The 17105-nt window shown below is 41.0% G+C and carries 16 protein-coding genes; all 16 read right to left on the bottom strand.

Features of this window, described 5'->3' with window-relative positions; all coding sequences use genetic code 11:
* Window positions 1-115: 115 nt before the first annotated feature.
* Window positions 116-742, bottom strand: coding sequence for an imidazole glycerol phosphate synthase subunit HisH (gene hisH, locus VPAR_RS00670; RefSeq protein WP_012863734.1), 627 nt, complete (start codon window positions 740-742; stop codon window positions 116-118).
* Between the two features lie 78 nt (window positions 743-820).
* Window positions 821-1897, bottom strand: coding sequence for a histidinol-phosphate transaminase (hisC, locus tag VPAR_RS00665; protein WP_012863733.1), 1077 nt, complete (start codon window positions 1895-1897; stop codon window positions 821-823).
* Between the two features lie 118 nt (window positions 1898-2015).
* Window positions 2016-2342, bottom strand: coding sequence for a phosphoribosyl-ATP diphosphatase (gene hisE / locus VPAR_RS00660; RefSeq protein WP_012863732.1), 327 nt, complete (start codon window positions 2340-2342; stop codon window positions 2016-2018).
* Between the two features lie 2 nt (window positions 2343-2344).
* Window positions 2345-2662: a phosphoribosyl-AMP cyclohydrolase gene (gene hisI, locus VPAR_RS00655; protein ID WP_012863731.1), complete on the bottom strand. Its 318-nt coding sequence runs from the start codon at window positions 2660-2662 to the stop codon at window positions 2345-2347.
* A gap of 167 nt (window positions 2663-2829) precedes the next feature.
* Window positions 2830-3588, bottom strand: coding sequence for an imidazole glycerol phosphate synthase subunit HisF (hisF, locus tag VPAR_RS00650; protein ID WP_012863730.1), 759 nt, complete (start codon window positions 3586-3588; stop codon window positions 2830-2832).
* Between the two features lie 173 nt (window positions 3589-3761).
* Window positions 3762-4484 (bottom strand): 1-(5-phosphoribosyl)-5-[(5-phosphoribosylamino)methylideneamino]imidazole-4-carboxamide isomerase, encoded by a 723-nt coding sequence (gene hisA / locus VPAR_RS00645; protein WP_012863729.1) that lies wholly within the window; start codon window positions 4482-4484, stop codon window positions 3762-3764.
* A gap of 13 nt (window positions 4485-4497) precedes the next feature.
* Entirely contained in the window at window positions 4498-5088 is a 591-nt protein-coding gene (hisB, locus tag VPAR_RS00640; RefSeq protein ID WP_012863728.1) for an imidazoleglycerol-phosphate dehydratase HisB, read from the bottom strand.
* 94 nt (window positions 5089-5182) lie between these two features.
* Window positions 5183-6460, bottom strand: coding sequence for a histidinol dehydrogenase (hisD, locus tag VPAR_RS00635; RefSeq protein ID WP_012863727.1), 1278 nt, complete (start codon window positions 6458-6460; stop codon window positions 5183-5185).
* Between the two features lie 72 nt (window positions 6461-6532).
* The gene (gene hisG / locus VPAR_RS00630) at window positions 6533-8137 is read right to left on the bottom strand and encodes an ATP phosphoribosyltransferase (protein WP_012863726.1); all 1605 of its coding nucleotides are present in this window, start codon (window positions 8135-8137) and stop codon (window positions 6533-6535) included.
* A 252-nt stretch (window positions 8138-8389) separates the two neighbouring features.
* A complete protein-coding gene (locus tag VPAR_RS00625) occupies window positions 8390-8755 on the bottom strand; it encodes a hypothetical protein (protein WP_012863725.1) in 366 nt (121 codons plus the stop codon).
* A gap of 18 nt (window positions 8756-8773) precedes the next feature.
* The gene (gene hisJ / locus VPAR_RS00620) at window positions 8774-9637 is read right to left on the bottom strand and encodes a histidinol-phosphatase HisJ (protein ID WP_012863724.1); all 864 of its coding nucleotides are present in this window, start codon (window positions 9635-9637) and stop codon (window positions 8774-8776) included.
* 100 nt (window positions 9638-9737) lie between these two features.
* Window positions 9738-10238, bottom strand: coding sequence for a GNAT family N-acetyltransferase (locus VPAR_RS00615; protein WP_012863723.1), 501 nt, complete (start codon window positions 10236-10238; stop codon window positions 9738-9740).
* Between the two features lie 353 nt (window positions 10239-10591).
* Window positions 10592-11260: an energy-coupling factor transporter transmembrane component T family protein gene (locus tag VPAR_RS00610; RefSeq protein ID WP_004694218.1), complete on the bottom strand. Its 669-nt coding sequence runs from the start codon at window positions 11258-11260 to the stop codon at window positions 10592-10594.
* 9 nt (window positions 11261-11269) lie between these two features.
* Entirely contained in the window at window positions 11270-12082 is an 813-nt protein-coding gene (locus VPAR_RS00605) for an energy-coupling factor ABC transporter ATP-binding protein (protein ID WP_012863722.1), read from the bottom strand.
* Window positions 12075-13700 (bottom strand): tryptophan transporter, encoded by a 1626-nt coding sequence (locus VPAR_RS00600; RefSeq protein ID WP_012863721.1) that lies wholly within the window; start codon window positions 13698-13700, stop codon window positions 12075-12077. Before VPAR_RS00600 ends, VPAR_RS00605 begins: the two co-directional genes overlap by 8 nt.
* A 228-nt stretch (window positions 13701-13928) precedes the next feature.
* Window positions 13929-17093: a type I restriction endonuclease subunit R gene (locus tag VPAR_RS00595; RefSeq protein ID WP_012863720.1), complete on the bottom strand. Its 3165-nt coding sequence runs from the start codon at window positions 17091-17093 to the stop codon at window positions 13929-13931.
* Window positions 17094-17105 lie beyond the last annotated feature (12 nt).

The raw sequence follows: 17105 nt of genomic DNA, 5'->3' as shown, positions 1-17105 counted from the left end.
GTATAACTATAAAGCATAATAACGGCATTCTCCACCTATGAGATGCCGTTATTATCCTAGATATATTGGTTACTGAATGACTTATTCCTATCTGTAATGAAAGATAGCTATATCCCTATTCTCCTGCTGCTCTATAAGTTTTTGTAATAGTCCCAAATGTACGCAACAAATTTAGACCTACGACACCACTTTTTTCAGGATGGAATTGCATTCCATATACTCTACCTCGTTCTACAATTCCAGGTACATCGATACCATAATTTGCAGTAGATATGATATATTCAGGATCTGTATCCACATAATAGGAATGAACGAAATATGTATATTGATCATCTACATTTCTAAAAGCACTATGAGGCTGGTGTACTACATTTTTATTCCAACCCATATGAGGCACGCTAAGACCTAGATCGCGAGGGATTTCTTTTACCTTACCTGGAATAAGTCCTAAACCAGGAGTTGGGCCGTATTCTTCAGATTCTTCAAATAAAAGTTGCATTCCTAAACAAATACCTAATAAAGGAATTTCACGCTTTACTACCTCATGAATGACATCAACTAAACCATGCTCTTTTAGAACTGCCATCGCTGGCGCATATGCGCCTACACCTGGCAAGAGAACGCCATCAGCATTTAGTATTGTCTCAGGATCTGCCGTTAGCACTGCCTCAAGACCGATGTAAGCTAAGGCTTTCTGGACATTGAAGGTATTCCCTGCATCATAATCTATAATGGCAATCATAATAAACTCCATTCTATAGGGTAAAACACGATAAGATAAAATAAAACGTATTACAAATTATACATTATTCTGTACAAATTAATTCATGAAATCTCTTAATATCTTGCGCATAACATCCCCATCTTGAGGCATTGGAATTGTAAGGCGTAACCATCCTTCTCGTTGACCTCGGCGCACTTGGTAACCTGATTTAAGCCAAGCATCTGCAAGGCCTTCCGCATCAGGCGATGCAAAGAAAATAAAATTTGCTTCGCTTTTATAGTAGTGAATACCTAGTTCATCAAAGAGGCTTTCCCATTTTGTCCGTTCCTCTGCATTTTGAGAGACCGTTCTCGCCAAGAATTCTTGATCATCGAAAGCAGCTTCTGCAGCCACTTGAGATAAGGTATTCAGATTGTACGGCAAGCGAATGGTTTGCATATAATTTGCCAATTCTAAAGGTGTCATCATGTAGCCTACACGGTAGTTGGCAAGGCCATAGGCCTTCGAGAAGGTACGCATGATAGCCACATTAGGGAACTCATCCAAGAGCGCACGTGCCGTAGGAACTGCTACGGAAGTGACAAAATCGATATACGCCTCATCTATGATGACCAAGGTATCCTTTGGTACAGCTGCTACAAATTTGCGGATATCTTCAACAGACTCATAGGTGCCCGTTGGGTTATTAGGATTACAGATCCACACGAGGCGTGTCGTTTCATCTACAGCATTCACGAGAGCAGAAAAGTCATACTGCCCCGTTTCAAAATCAGCTGGCACCTCGCGAATCTCAGCACCTTCCACGAAACCATTCAAGGCATATTCCGAAAAGGCTGGCACGCTTACTACGATAGAGTCACCAGCGGTAATCAATGTTTTATTGACCATGGCGATCACCTCATCTAGACCTACGCCGATGACGAGTTGCTCAGGTTGCACCTGCCAGTAATTCGCTAATTTCATGCGCAAATCGGTAGCATTACCATCCGGATAGTAGTTGGCATCATTATGTGTTACATAACTAAGGATAGCCTCCCGTACCAATGGCGATGTGCCGTATGGATTTTCATTTGCCGACAAGCGCACCAATCTGTCGATACCAAGGCGCTCTTTCACCGCTTCAGCCGGCTCCTCAGGTATATAAGGCTTCAATGTGCGAATTATCTCTTTCATAGGCTATCCTTTCTATCTATTCCTTAACGCATATAACGCATATAACTCATATAACACATAAAAAACACATATGAACTCCACCAGAGCTCATATGTCTGAGCTCATAATAGGATATACATTATAAATTTGTAATTTCTGGGCGATCCGTAGTCTTGCTAACGACCCCTTCGCGGCTCGCCAGCTCAGCTTCAATGGCTTCGTATGGAATATTTTTCTCTACTAATAACACAAGCAAGTGATATAACACGTCTGCCGTTTCGTAAATCAGTTCTTGTGGATCTTCATTTTTTGCGGCGATAACGACTTCCGTTGCCTCTTCCCCCACCTTTTTCAAAATTTTATCTAGTCCTTTGTCGAATAAATAATTCGTATAAGAACCTTCCTTTGGCTGTGCCTTACGGTTTTTAATAATTTCGTATAATTCGTTCAGTGTTTGCTGTGCCATGTTTAACTCCGTTCTACTTCATTAAAGAAACAGCTTGTACGCCCGGTATGACAGGCAGGACCTTCAGGCTTAACTTGAATGAGCAAGGTATCTCCATCACAATCTAAGGCCATACTCACCACATGCTGCACATTGCCGCTAGTCCCACCTTTATGCCATAGTTCTTGACGAGATCGAGACCAAAACCACGTTTCCCTTGTTTCTAGTGTTTTGTGAAAGCTTTCTTCGTTCATCCACGCCACCATGAGGACGTCCTTTGTCTCCGCATCCTGCACAACCGTTGGCAACAAGCCATTTCCTTTTTCAAAATCCGGTTTCATATTCTATCCTTTATTAAAAGTAATCACCAATCTGTTATCCTATATTAGCTTGTATCTCTATCTATTGCTATTTCTATTCTGTTTATCTATAAACAAACTATTTAACTAACTCTGAACATATAGACCAGTAAAGAACTTACGAGAGATAATAATTTTTTAAATCTGTTTTAGCGTACTGTAATTCCATGAGCTCGTAGTTCTTGTTTGAGTTCAGGAATTTTAACTTCTCCAAAGTGGAATATAGATGCTGCCAGTGCACCGGTAACACCGGTTTGCTCAAAAAGGTCCACAAAATCCTCAACCTTACCTGCCCCTCCAGATGCGATGATAGGTACATTTACGACGGACTCTATGGCCTTATATAGTTCAATATCAAAGCCGGATTTTGTACCATCTTTGTCCATACTCGTTACTAGCAATTCCCCTGCTCCACGAGCTACGGCCTCTTTTGCCCAATCTAGAGCTTTCCATTCTGTACGCTTACGACCGCCATGAGTATAGACATACCATTCGCCAGTTTCTTCATCTGTTTTCACATCAATGGCTACCACCATACATTGATTGCCAAACTTTTGAGCCCCTTCTGTGATGAGCTCAGGGTTAGCAAGAGCCGCAGAGTTCAAAGATACCTTGTCCGCACCAGCTTTTAACAAAGCAATCATATCATCAATACTCTTGATACCGCCACCCACGGTGAGTGGCATAAATACTTGTGTGGAGATTTCTTGTACCACATCGCGCATAGTGGTCCGCGCATCAACGGTGGCCGTAATATCTAAAAATACGAGCTCATCTGCCTGTTGCTGTTCATAGGAGGCCGCAATATCTACGGGACTGCCTACATCTACGAGATTAACAAAGTTAACCCCTTTTTTTACGCGCCCATCATCTACATCTAGGCAGGGAATAATCCGTTTCGCTAACATAAAGCTCCTTTCCATCGAGTGTCACTCAATATAATTCAGCTGTTACGCCCAATACATTTCAACAGTTATACTCAACATATTTCATTGACTATACACAATATATTTATTGATTATGCACAATATTCCATTGGTTACAGCCAATAATTAATTTAAGAGCATCACAGTCATTTCTATTATTTCTGCTGATTGTACTCGCCGATTTCCTCTAGCGTAATCGTGCCCTCGTACAAAGCCTTACCAACAATACTATCCATAACGCCTTTTTGTTCTAGCGATTTAATATCCTCTAGATTACGGACGCCACCAGAGGCAACGATGCGTGCTGTAGGGAATTCTTTTTGTAAATTTCCAAGTAACTCTTCATTGGCGCCCTGCATCGTACCGTCCCTGTCTACGTCGGTAACGATAAAATACTTTGCGCCCCCTTCAATCATGGCACCGATTAAATCGGTCATCGGCACGTCGGATTGGTCGAGCCAACCTTCAGCAGCAACCTTGCCATTTTTTCCATCTACACCAATAACGATGTGCTCCGCACCGTATTCAGCGATGACCTGCTTCGTGAGTTTTGGATTTTTAAGCGCTACAGATCCTAAGATAACCCGATCTACGCCCAAACTCAAATAGAGGTCAACGGCCTCTTTATCTCGGATGCCGCCTCCAATTTCAAGGATACCTGTGAAAGCTGCACGCACTGCTTTTACAATGTCTACATTTACAGGCTTGCCCGCCTTGGCACCATCTAAATCGACGAGGTGCAAGGCTCCCACTTTAGCTGCCTCATATTGTTTCGCTTGATCTACTGGATCAGGATTGATGACCGTTTCCTGTGCGAAATCGCCTTTATACAAGCGAACACTGCGCCCATCTTGTAAATCTATAGCTGGAAAAATCATACATTCTCCTTTATTAAATAACGCCCTTTGTAGAGTTAACCCCTTGGATATCCGGATTAATAGTAACTGCTTTACGCAATGCACGGCCCGTTGCCTTAAACATGCTTTCAATAATGTGATGTGTATTGCGACCATATAAATTGCGCACATGTAAGTTCATAGCGGTGCTCATAGCAAGAGCTTGGAAGAAATCCTCCACCAGCTCTGTTTCAAAGTTGCCACCTAAAACCGGCGTACTCCATTCCCCTTGAAAAACGAGGTACGGACGACCGCTCAAATCGATGACAACTTGCGTCAATGCTTCATCCATAGGAACCCACGCATCGCCGTAACGCTCGATGCCGGCCTTGTCGCCAAGGGCTTTTACCAAAGCCTGCCCTAAGGCAAGTCCAACGTCCTCAACCGTATGATGAGCATCCACATATGTATCGCCCTTTGCCTCTACCATAAGGCCAAAACGGCCGTGCTTCGCTAAGAGCGTCAACATATGGTCAAAGAAGCCAATCCCGGTCGAGATGGAGCTCGTTTGCGCCCCATCAAGGGTAATTTCTACTGTAATATCTGTTTCTTGAGTGGTGCGTTGCACCGTGCCTGTGCGTATCATAGCGACCTCTATCTATCAAAACTATATTAAAAAATATATAGCAATCTTTATCTCAATCTATATTTAAATATAGATTCCAAATCTATTTTCTAATCTATTTTTCAAATCGTACTTCGATGGCACGAGCATGTGCTTCGAGGCCTTCCGTACGAGCCAATGTAGTAATGTGTTTTGCCACTTCTTCTAAACGTTCTTTCGTAAATTGTGTGAAAGACGTGCGTTTCACGAAATCATATACGCCAAGTGGAGATGAGAATCTAGCTGTGCCACTAGTAGGCAATACGTGGTTTGTACCACCTAAATAATCGCCCAACGGCTCTGATGCATAGGCACCGAGGAATACGGAGCCTGCATTTTGCACGAGGCTCATATAATTCATTGGATCTGGCAATTGGATTTCCAAATGCTCTGGCGCCACTTCGTTCATTACCGTGAACATGTCTTCAATGCTGTTCATAATTGCAATATAACTGTTGTTTTCAATAGCTGGACGAGCGATACTTTCACGAGGTAACGATTTAAGTTGACGTTCTACCTCATCGGATACGGCATTTGCTAAGCTTTCACTGGTAGTCACCATAATGGCGCGCGCACGAGGGTCATGTTCCGCTTGGGATAAGAGATCTGCTGCGAGATGCACTGGATTTGCGCTGTCATCGGCGATAACACCAATTTCACTTGGGCCCGCAATCATGTCGATATCGACTTGACCAAACACTTGACGTTTTGCCGTTGCCACGTAAATATTGCCAGGACCTACGATTTTATCTACCTTTGGAATCGTTTCCGTACCATAAGCGAGGGCCGCCACACCTTGGGCACCGCCCACTTGATATACCGCATCAACGCCGGCAAGCTTTGCGGCACCTAATACGGCAGGATTAATGCCATCCTTTTGAGGCGGCGTAACCATGACGATTTCTTTTACGCCTGCGATTTTTGCAGGCAAAGCAGTCATGATAATGGTGGAAGGATACGCGGCCGTACCTCCAGGAACGTAGAGACCAACGCGAGCCAAGGGAATCACCTTTTGACCGCGGATGATACCTGGTGTATCCATGTCCACAAAGCCCTGCTCGATTTCACGGCTGTGGAATTCTGTAATGTTTGCCTTTGCCTTTAATAATGCGGCTTTCAAATCATCAGATAAAGACTCATAAGCTGCGTCGATTTCCTCTTGAGGTACCTTAAAATCTTCAATGGAAACACCGTCAAATTTTTCAGAATACGCTTTGAGCGCCGCATCACCGTTAGTACGGACATCAGCGATGATATCGTTCACCCAACGCTCGATCTCCATATCTGTAGTTTGCTGTGTGTAATCCCGTACGATGGCAAGCATCGCCTCTAATGATTCCTTATATATTTTCATCTGTCATCCTTCTTCCTACTTGATCTATCCGTATTGCTAGTTAAATATATGATTCACTCTACATCTTATTTATTAATTTTTATTAATTGCTTCTGAAAGCTGATCTATGAGCTTAAAAATGGTGTTTCGCTTTTGTTTTAATGCTAATGGATTTGCTACTAAGCGTGTAGATATGGGCTGTAACCAATCGAAGATTTCTAGATTGTTTTCACGCAAAGTGGTACCCGTTTCCGTAATATCTACGATAGCATCTGCTAGTCCTACAAGTGGGGCCAGCTCAACAGAGCCTTCAATCTTGATGATTTCCACATCTTGAGCTCCAAAATACTGTTTTGTAATGGTTGGATATTTCGTACCAATGCGTTGACGGCGACCTTCTTTAGGATCATAGCCCTCTAAGGACGCCAAGATAAATTGGCATTTACCCGTTTGTAAATCTAGCATTTCATAGCTTGTATCGTCTTGTTCATCGAGCACATCACTACCGACGATGCCAAGGTCAACAACACCATTTTTCAAATACGTCGTTACATCTGGCCCCTTTGCAAGGATGACCTCCATAGAATCGCCTAAAGAGATAATGAGCTTACGCGCCTTATTATGTAATGGCTCGCAGTCAATGCCACATGTTTCTAGGAGTGGAATAAAATCCTTTTCTACGCGCCCCTTCGTAAGAGCGATACGTAATGTATCGTTATCTTGAGCTTTGCTTGCACCCTGCAAGGTAACATCAGTCAAGACGTCGATATTAAAAGCCATCCCTACTGCCGGCATCGGCGTACCATCAAAGCTAGATAGCAAGCCATCATAGCGACCGCCGCTGACGATGTATTGAGACACGCCATCCACATAGCCTCTAAACGTAAGGCCTGTGTAATAGGATTGAAGCGGTTCCGTAGATACATCGATGCGAACCTGTTGCCCCGTTGCTTCCACTTGATTTGCCATATCTACGAGATTATCTAAAATGCGCTGCGCCGCTGCAGGCAAGATAATCTGATTTAGCTCATCCTTAATATCTTGAACCGTACCAAACAAGCGAGGCCATACAGTTAAGAATGGATATAGCGCACTATTTTTAAAGTCAGAAATCAACTCGTTATATCGTGGCAAATATTTAGTAAATAAAGCCTCTAAGAGCTCTGCTTTTTCATCATCACTGAGTCCAAGAGCATCGGTAATAGCACGAGAAAAACGAGCATCCCCAATTTCGAGCAATAAACTATTGCCCAATTGAGCTTCATTCACCTCTTTAATAATCTTGAAGCACTCTTGCTCAGCCTCAAGCCCTTTATAGCCCACCATTTCAATGCCACCTTGCGTCACTTGGTTAACATCGCCACGATGCTTTTTATTTTTCATAAATACATCGCCCAAGTAGTAGAACGTGCGAGGCAATTCAATATTTGTAGTCGCTAAGAAACGACCAATAGGCATTGTTAAATCAGGACGAATTACGACGGACACTTCAGAACTATCCATAAATTCGTACATATGCTGACCGCGCCCCATTGCATAGCCATTGAATACATCTTTGTACTCTACAAGAGGCGTAGAGATCTTTGTGTATTGACGATTTCGACAAAGACCGAGCACATATTGACTCACATCATCCTTACGCTCTGCTACGATCCCTATATCATCGCGGAAACCAGTAGGTAATTGCTGCTGTACCATCGTAAACATCCTTTCCATCAATTGATTCATATCATTTCTCATGTTTTTGAAAACTATATACCTATATTAACCTTTTAAGTTATATAACGATTTAAGTCATCTAGCTATTCAGTTTACTATGAGAAAAAATTTACCTATATCGATACTTTTCTATTTTATCGCTTTACTTTATTAAAGTATGAAATCATAATATAACGGTTCTATAGAATTGTCAATAGAACCGTTAATATTTCATGTATTTACTACATATATTTATTTAATTACACCCATATGTAGAAGATCTACATCATTATAAATTAAATTTGTTATTTCAAACTTATCATTTAGAGTGAAAGAGCCTTTTAATTCATTATAAGAAAAGGCATATCCATTCATACTTTCACCACGAATAGAAATAGTAGACATAGGCTCAACGACTACATCAACAGGAACCGCATGACGACCGAGTTGATCTATGACAAACTTAGCTTGTTCATACTCGCAATTTAAGAGCTGGCCCACATTATATATACCTTGATTATATTTTTCTAGCCATATCTCATATTGGCCATTCTTCTTATGTCTACCATAAGAGTAAATGATTAATATAAGAAGGATAATACCAAGAACGAAATCCATAATTACCTTTCTATCAATTTAGCCCCAAACGTTTTCTATATCTGCCACACTATGTGCATCAGATCCAAGTACAAATGGCACACCAATGATAGCCGCCATGCCTTGAATGAAGCGGCTTGGGTACATTTCACGACAATCTGGTTTGAAGAAGCCGCTCATGTTGTAGTCTAGCTCGCGACCTTGGACGCGCATGATATGCAAAATATCGCTCACCACCTGCGCATTGCGACGATCTAAATGACGTTCAAATCCAAAGTGATGTTGGTATTTCTTGATTAAATCAAAATGACCTATGCGTTTAGGTGTATATTCACCGAGGTCAGCACGCACGGCTTGACGCACTGTAGAATAATACTTGTAATATAACTCATATTGTTTTTCGATCCACGGGCCGAAGCCTTTTTCGAATTCTTCAGGACTGTAGTCTAAGCAGTAAAAGGCATTATTAACGCCTTCCATAAAGTGAACGGATAAAATATTATCATCCGTCAACGGACCATAGCGATCCAAGAACTCTTGAATGTCTGATTCAAAGCCTGGAATATAATCGACTTCAAAACCGAGAGAAATATCGATATGTGTGCCATAGGCACGTTGTAATTGACGACCCAACTCTAAGTAAGTATCAACTTCATTTAATTTCAAAGACGCTGTGTCATAGGCCTTTTTATCACCACCATATTCTGCAGCAAAAGCTGTTGGCAATGGTGCATGTTCTGTAAGGCATACCTTTTCGATACGCAACTCGATGGCCTTTTCTATCATCATCGCAGTTCGGTCCCCACTACCATGTGGACACAATTCCGTATGCACATGACCGTCCACGAGACGGCTGCGATACTTACTATATCCAACGAACTGCCGTTCATCTTTCATGTTCATTCAATCACCCCTATTCGCCCTAACCCCTGGCGAACCCTTATCTATAATCTATACATCATTAATATAACGTATTAATATCTATCTTTTACTATACTAATTATTATACCAATAATGCGTATGTTTCGGTATCCTGATATTTACCATGTTTGAATCCAACTTGAGGCGTTAGACCACAATAGGTAAAGCCAAATCGCGCGTGTAACTTAGTGCTGCCTTCATTGCCAGCCGTAATAACGGATACCACATTATGCAATAACGGATCATTTTTTGCTATTTCTAAAATATGAGCCATCAGTTGTGTAGCGATCCCTCTACCGCGATAATCTTGATGGATATAGATAGATAATTCGACGGTACTTTTATAGGCCTCTTTAGGTCGATATGGTGAAAGCGATGCATAGCCTGCTACAATCCCATCAATGGTACCTACCACAATAGGATGGTGCTCATCGCTATGAGACTCATACCACTCCTGCCACTCTGACAACGTGCGAGGTTCAAGATCAAGCGTGGCTACGCCGTTTACAACCTCGTAATTATAAATATCTAAACAAGGGGCTATATCATTCCTTGTAATTGGTCGTATTACTAATTCACTCATAAGTATTCCTCAAAACTGTAGGTATCCTAAAAAATATTATTTCTATTTAACATAATATATAAAAAGAGACCACATACGCAAGAAAAAGGACGAACTATTTGTATGACATACTATTTCACTTTTATCCATCTTTTAAGGTAAGAATTACATATTTTACATCTATATCCCCAATACAACAAAACTGAGTGGTAAAAACAACGTTTTTTACCACTCAGCATATACATTTTGAAGCATATATAAGTAAAAAGCTCTTATTTTACTTATATACTATCATCATATTTTTTATTATGACTATTAAAGCTAGTACATTTCTATAGGAGCAAAATTATACTCTTACTTGATATATAAGAAAATTACACAATAACAAATAAAAGTATTGTAATAGCAATTAAAGTACTAATAACAGTATAATCGATTCTTTTCAATCCTACGGATGCGGCAAAGCTGTGTGTAGGGCCCCCAAAACCACGTAGTTCCAAGGATAACGCCATTGTTTCGGAGCGTCCCAAGGATTTTAATAGCAATGGTTGGATAACAGATGCATAGGATTTGATGCGCTTAATGAAGTTGCCTTCTAGAGATAAGCCACGGCAAGCTTGCGCCTCTTGTACAGCATGGCTTTCAGCAATGAAGTCAGGCACAAAGCGAAGTGCGGCAGTGAACATAAATGCATATTCGTAAGGAATTTTACATTGTGTTACGAGCGCGGCCGTAAGGTCTTGCAATTTTGTAGTTGCCAACAGGCCTATAAAGACAAGTGTCATAGCCAACATTCGTAAGCCGGATACAATGGCAGAGGTTACATCGCCACTGCCAAGGAATTGGATGAGGCCAAGGAATACAGCGAAGCTAGTTAATGCCAACACGGCTTTGCGTTGTTTGAATAACAAACCTGCCAAAAACAGTACACCGAGTTCTACTACGACTAATGCCAATAGCGATGCCCAGTCACGCAATAGGATGGCCCACACGGATACAGCGAGGGTCATCAAGATTTTTGTTAACGGTACTAAACGTTCCATATGTCCCTCCTATTTTCCGCTCAACTGAGCCACTAACTTAGATTTCAATTCATCCATAGATTTGCAATAACCTAAGGATGGTACCGCTAGTGAAAGTTCCACACTTGGCGGTTTTGTAAGGCCTAGGTCTTGCAATTCATCCGTAGATTTTTTGAATAATTCTTCTGGACTGCCGTCAAAGGCAACGGTTTGGTTGCCCATGATGATAGCACGGCTACATTCGCTAGCCATGATTTCCATATCATGGGTAATAAGAAGGATTGTGATACCTTCTGAATTAAGCTGACGCAATAATGCTAATAGCTCTTTAGTTTCCTTACCATCTTGACCACTGGTTGGTTCATCAAGGATGAGGATTTTAGACTGCATAGCCAACGCAGAAGCAATGGCAACGCGTTGCTTTTCACCGCGGCGCAATGTTGGAGGATAGGCTTCACGCAAATGGCCGATGCCTGTGCGCTCCAATACTTCATCAACGATACGCTTCACTTCGGCTTTACTGCGCCCCAAGGACTCAGGTCCGAAGGCAACCTCTGTGGCTACGGTAGGTCTGAACATTTGGCGATCTGGCTGTTGGAATACATAGCCGATAAATTGACCCCGTTTAGACGGCGGCATGGACGTAATGTCCCTACCGTTATAATACATGTGGCCTTCCCTAGCCTTTTCGAGGCCTACGAGCAAACGCGTAATAGTCGTTTTGCCACAACCATTACGACCACCGATGGCGATATATTCGCCTCCTTCGATGGTGAAAGTCACGTTTCGGAAAATATCTACGGATGGCACATAGCCAAAGCGGATCTTTTCAACCTTAAGCATGAGCGCCACCGTCCTTTCCTGGTACATCATCAACACGTTGAACTGGTTGTCTATTTTCTACTATATTAGACTGATTAGCAAGATTATCTACTGTATTTCTTTGATTAACTGTGGAGTTGCTTTTACCATGCACCTCGGTTTGAATCGCATGAGCCATTTCAATTTGGTGCAAACCCTTGATAGCAGACTCGATGCTGAGCCAAGGTTCATCACTGTGGAAGCCGGCTTGTTCCAATTCCATATACGTAGTAAACACGGATGGCAATGCATCGACGTGAATATTGTGCTCGTACATGTAACGAAGCGTAGTCGGTACATCGTCATCACAGGCGATAGAGCCATCTACCATGAGAGCCATGCGGTTAGCGTACGGCAATACGGCATGCAAATCATGGTCGATAACGACAACGGTGATACCGTGTTTTTGGTTCAAATCGCCTACGAGGCGATATAATTCAGCGGTCCCATCTGGATCGAGGGAGCTTGTCGGTTCATCAAGAACAAGTACGGTTGGGTTCGTAGCCAATACGGAAGCGATAGCCAAACGTTGGCGTTGACCACCAGATAAACTTGTAATCTTGCGATCTTCTAAGCCTACGAGGCCAACTTGCTTAAACACCTCTTCAGAACGAGCTTTAATAGTTTCACGATCATAACCGCGGTTTTCCATAGCAAAGGCTACTTCTTCACGAACTGTCATCGTTACGAGCTGTGTATCGTAGTCGGCCAGAACTACACCGATATGGTTCGCAAGTTCTGGAATTTCCATTTGCGTAGTCGCATGACCATCTACGAAGACCATGCCTTCTAGGCGTCCACCATAGAATTTAGGCACCGCCCCTACCATCGCCATACAAAGGGTGCTTTTACCACAACCTGCAGGGCCTGTAACAACGAGAAAATCACCTTCATTTACATCGAGATTGATATTTTCAAGGGATGGTGTAGTCGCCTTAGGATGATAGTAATTTACGTGCTCAATGGATATTTTAGCTTGGCGCTCAGGCAAGATAGTCAAGCGACTATGATCAGATGTCAATTGATCTGCATTTGGCAACATACCACGTTTAGAAAATAGACGTTGTGCCGGAATATACAAGATTGGCGTAATGGCACCATTCAAGGCCCCTACGATGAGTACCAATGGCCACATACCGTACATGTACACATTATTTGGCAACCCAAGCACTTGCCACAAAATAGTGACAAAGATACCACCAGATACAACAGTTGCTAAGAAGCCAGACACGACAGGGGTTAAATCAAAACCACCAATTTTACGGAACTTCATGGACAACATAGCGCGCGTTACGAGAGCCGCCGTCAAAGCACCGCCTGGCTCAGACAACAAGTTGCCATAAGGGAACGCTGACTTAGACGTCAATACATTGATGAGGGCCGCCACGAGGCCAATCCCCAAGGTTTGACTCAAACTAGGACGAGTCAATAAAATAGCTACGCAGTACGTAGCAATCGTCCAGTTCGGCGTTACCCCAGCCACACTAGGGCTCACCAAATGCAATATCGTGCCCAATGCGAGCATCAATGTGCTAACAGTAACCCATCTAAACTGGCCACCCTGCACATGCGTGTACACAAGATCCTGAATCCGTTCCATAATAGCCTCATTTCTATAAAAATATATATGGATTTATTTTATCATTCTTCGAGAATTTGTGAAAGCCTAGAGGCTATCCGTAATGTTAATCTACGATCACCTAATTCATACATAGACATATAAGAAATAATTTTCTACATTTTCCATTTATACAAAAGAAAGAGGCTACGTAAGTAGCCTCTTATCAAAACATTAATATACTATCAAAAATATTGAAACTAGAAAATACTATGCCATATATCCAAATCTAGTATATACATACTCAAAGACTTCTCCACGACAAACTTCTATTTGTTGTTCATCGTAGCTTTCTGGAAGTTCTCTCCAAAGAATATCACGAATTAGATTTTGTATTTCTGCTGTTGTTTCATCCTTATCCGTCCAGTGATCCATCCTTGAAATAGCTTCTGTTATTTTGCTATACATTTCTGTAGCAGTACCTTTTAGTTTCTTAATATCTGCTTTATTAGGATTGTCTTTTTTTAACAAATCAAAAATAGCCAATTCATCATCAGTAGTAAAACCTTCACGGATATAACGAGATTCTTCTTCCGTTAACTCTTTTACTAACTGTATTAATGCTTCAAATGTTTTTTCTATATTAGAACGGTCTTTTCCAGAGTTATAATCTTCAATAATTTGTCTATAGCGCTCATAGTAATCCCTGCGGTTAGGATTAGCTGCTACCAGTCTATCCAAACTTTGTTCAATGAAATCGCCTAAGTCCTTAAATAGTAAGTTCTTATGTTTGACTCTTGTAAACTCTTTACGCAGGATATTAAAATTAATAGCACTTATATCAATACGGGTTATATACTCTGAACCGATTGCATCTTCTGTTTGCCCTAAAAATTCTTTCATTCCTATATGTTCACTAATAATAGCATTTATAGTAACCATCAAGTCAGTAGTATCTACATCTCGTCTTCTAGGCTTTAACATCCGATGTATTGCTGCAATTGTTTCATATACTCTGCGTGTATCCACTGAAATATCATCACGTTCAATATATTTCATCAACTTATGCAGCTCTGAGGCACAGGCAGTGAAGGTTTGTTTATCTGCTACAGTATCGCAGACAGCATTAGCAGCCTCATTTAAATTAGATAATCTACTAAAAGCATTAGTTTGTGCATCAGAAAAATCTTCTATGTATATATTCTTTTGCTTAAAAAAGGCTACTAATATATCAATCAACTCTAGTATACGAGCAATGAGTTTCTCTTTATCGATAGTTGGATCCACACCATCATGATTACCGACATTTGCCGTATATTCAGCCAACGCCTTTTTAAGTGCTTTTACAATACCAATATAATCGATTATTAAACCATTACTCTTACCTTCATTAACGCGATTAGCACGAGCAATTGTTTGCATTAAGGTATGAGCTTTTAATGGTTTATCTAGATACAAACAGGACAAGCACTTAACATCAAAGCCTGTAAGCCACATAGCACAGACAAACACAATACGTAAGGGATTCTCTGAATCTTTAAACTCTTTATCGAGATCTCGTTTTACCATTTTCCGTCGATGTGTTTCAATATCTAGTCCCCAAGCTTTAAATGTTTGGATTTCATTTTGTTCCTGACTGATAACAACAGCCATGTCCGTTTCTTCCATCCATTTTAGTTTGCGTTCTAGTTCTTGTGCTTCTTGTTGTGTTGCTACTTTAATTTGTTTTTTAAGCCTCTTAATTTCTTCTTTCCAATATTCCTGTACATAATCGTACATACGAACACAGGTAACTTTGTTTAAGCACACAAACATGGCTTTGCCACTAGTCCACACATCGGAATAATGTCGTACAAAGTCCTTGGCAATAGAGCGAAGTCTCGGCTCAGCAGTAAGGATATGAATTGACTTTTCAAACTCCTTCTCTAACTTCTCTTGTTGTGCACTATCTAAATCTGCTGCTTCGATAGCATCAAGAATCTCATTAGTTATCTCTGGATTTTGTAAATCATCTAGCTTAGCACCACGATTTTCATAATATAATGGCACCGTAGCACCATCCTCAACAGCTCGTTTAAAATCATAGACTGATATATAGCCGCCAAAGGTACGCTCTGTAATATTGTCATATGAAAGTAACGGTGTACCAGTAAAGCCAATACGTGCCGCTGTCGGTAACAGTTTCATCATATTATCTGCATACAGCCCATACTGACTACGATGGGCCTCATCAGACATAATAATGATGTCATGATCTGGATAAATCGGTTCTACATCAGATTTATTAAACTTATGAATCAAAGTAAAGATAAAGCTAGGATTTCCTTTTAATTTAGCAATTAAATCCTCGCCACTAGTCGCAATACATTGTTTTGCCTTACTATCCTTACCAAGAATGCCACAATTTTCAAAGGTATCACTAATTTGTGTATTAAGCTCTTCTCGATCTGTAAGAACTACAAAAGTCGGTGAACCTGCCATCTTGCGACGTATCTTCTGTGCAAAAAAAGCCATAGAATAGCTTTTACCAGAACCTTGTGTATGCCAAAAGACACCAAGTTTACCATCTTTTAACTTTCTATCTGCATACGCCTCTACCGCCTTATTTACACCTAAGTATTGGTGATTACGAGCCAATATTTTAGCAGTTCGACCATTAGAGTGATCATAAAGAATAAAATTCTCTAATAAATCAAGAAAGTTTTCCTTATTACAAATACCAAGAAGCATAGTTTCAAATGCTACACTCCCCTTTTCATCCTCATCTAGACGCTTCCATTCATGAAAGAATTCGTATTTACTACCAACGGTACCAACCTTCGCTTCTAAGCCATTAGAAAGCATCACAAAGGCATTGTAATAAAACAATTGTGGAATGGTATCTAGATAATCTTTGTAGTTATCCTCATACGCATTTCGTACATCGATATCCGGCCGTTTTAATTCAATAAATAGCAAAGGAATACCATTCACAAATCCAACAATATCTGCTCGCCGATTATACAAATCACCATTAACAATAAGTTCCTTTACTGCTAAGAATTCATTATTATATGCATTATTGAAATCTATAATAGCAGCCTTTTTAATCTCTGTTCTCCCATCAGGACGCTTAACCGTTACAGGAATGCCATCACGAAGATAATTGTATTTCTCCTCGTTGATTTGTATCAAAGATGCCGTTGATATTCTACGAGTTAATCTAGTAATTGCCTCTACGATTTGTTGATCATTAATCCAAGGATTTAGTTGTTTGAGGACCTTACGGATTTCTCTAGTCAACAAGACGTCTTTATAACTAGTCCTACCAAATGTGCCATCTACTCCGAGTTGCTCTAAATTATATGCATACGCAACCTTCCACCCCAATTTATTCTGTAGCACATCACACGCACTATCTTGAACTAGTTTCTCTTCAGAATAATCATGGCTCATAGTAACACCTCC

This window comes from Veillonella parvula DSM 2008 (assembly GCF_000024945.1).
Classification (GTDB): Bacteria; Bacillota; Negativicutes; order Veillonellales; family Veillonellaceae; genus Veillonella; species Veillonella parvula.
This window is presented reverse-complemented; position numbering and strand designations above follow the sequence as displayed.

Excerpts from the sequence above, each read along its gene's own strand:
- hisH (WP_012863734.1), bottom strand. The coding sequence starts at position 742 with ATGATTGCCATTATAGATTATGATGCAGGGAATACCTTCAATGTCCAG.
- hisC (WP_012863733.1), bottom strand. The coding sequence starts at position 1,897 with ATGAAAGAGATAATTCGCACATTGAAGCCTTATATACCTGAGGAGCCG.
- hisE (WP_012863732.1), bottom strand. The coding sequence starts at position 2,342 with ATGGCACAGCAAACACTGAACGAATTATACGAAATTATTAAAAACCGT.
- hisI (WP_012863731.1), bottom strand. The coding sequence starts at position 2,662 with ATGAAACCGGATTTTGAAAAAGGAAATGGCTTGTTGCCAACGGTTGTG.
- hisF (WP_012863730.1), bottom strand. The coding sequence starts at position 3,588 with ATGTTAGCGAAACGGATTATTCCCTGCCTAGATGTAGATGATGGGCGC.
- hisA (WP_012863729.1), bottom strand. The coding sequence starts at position 4,484 with ATGATTTTTCCAGCTATAGATTTACAAGATGGGCGCAGTGTTCGCTTG.
- hisB (WP_012863728.1), bottom strand. The coding sequence starts at position 5,088 with ATGATACGCACAGGCACGGTGCAACGCACCACTCAAGAAACAGATATT.
- hisD (WP_012863727.1), bottom strand. The coding sequence starts at position 6,460 with ATGAAAATATATAAGGAATCATTAGAGGCGATGCTTGCCATCGTACGG.
- hisG (WP_012863726.1), bottom strand. The coding sequence starts at position 8,137 with ATGGTACAGCAGCAATTACCTACTGGTTTCCGCGATGATATAGGGATC.
- VPAR_RS00625 (WP_012863725.1), bottom strand. The coding sequence starts at position 8,755 with ATGGATTTCGTTCTTGGTATTATCCTTCTTATATTAATCATTTACTCT.
- hisJ (WP_012863724.1), bottom strand. The coding sequence starts at position 9,637 with ATGAACATGAAAGATGAACGGCAGTTCGTTGGATATAGTAAGTATCGC.
- VPAR_RS00615 (WP_012863723.1), bottom strand. The coding sequence starts at position 10,238 with ATGAGTGAATTAGTAATACGACCAATTACAAGGAATGATATAGCCCCT.
- VPAR_RS00610 (WP_004694218.1), bottom strand. The coding sequence starts at position 11,260 with ATGGAACGTTTAGTACCGTTAACAAAAATCTTGATGACCCTCGCTGTA.
- VPAR_RS00605 (WP_012863722.1), bottom strand. The coding sequence starts at position 12,082 with ATGCTTAAGGTTGAAAAGATCCGCTTTGGCTATGTGCCATCCGTAGAT.
- VPAR_RS00600 (WP_012863721.1), bottom strand. The coding sequence starts at position 13,700 with ATGGAACGGATTCAGGATCTTGTGTACACGCATGTGCAGGGTGGCCAG.
- VPAR_RS00595 (WP_012863720.1), bottom strand. The coding sequence starts at position 17,093 with ATGAGCCATGATTATTCTGAAGAGAAACTAGTTCAAGATAGTGCGTGT.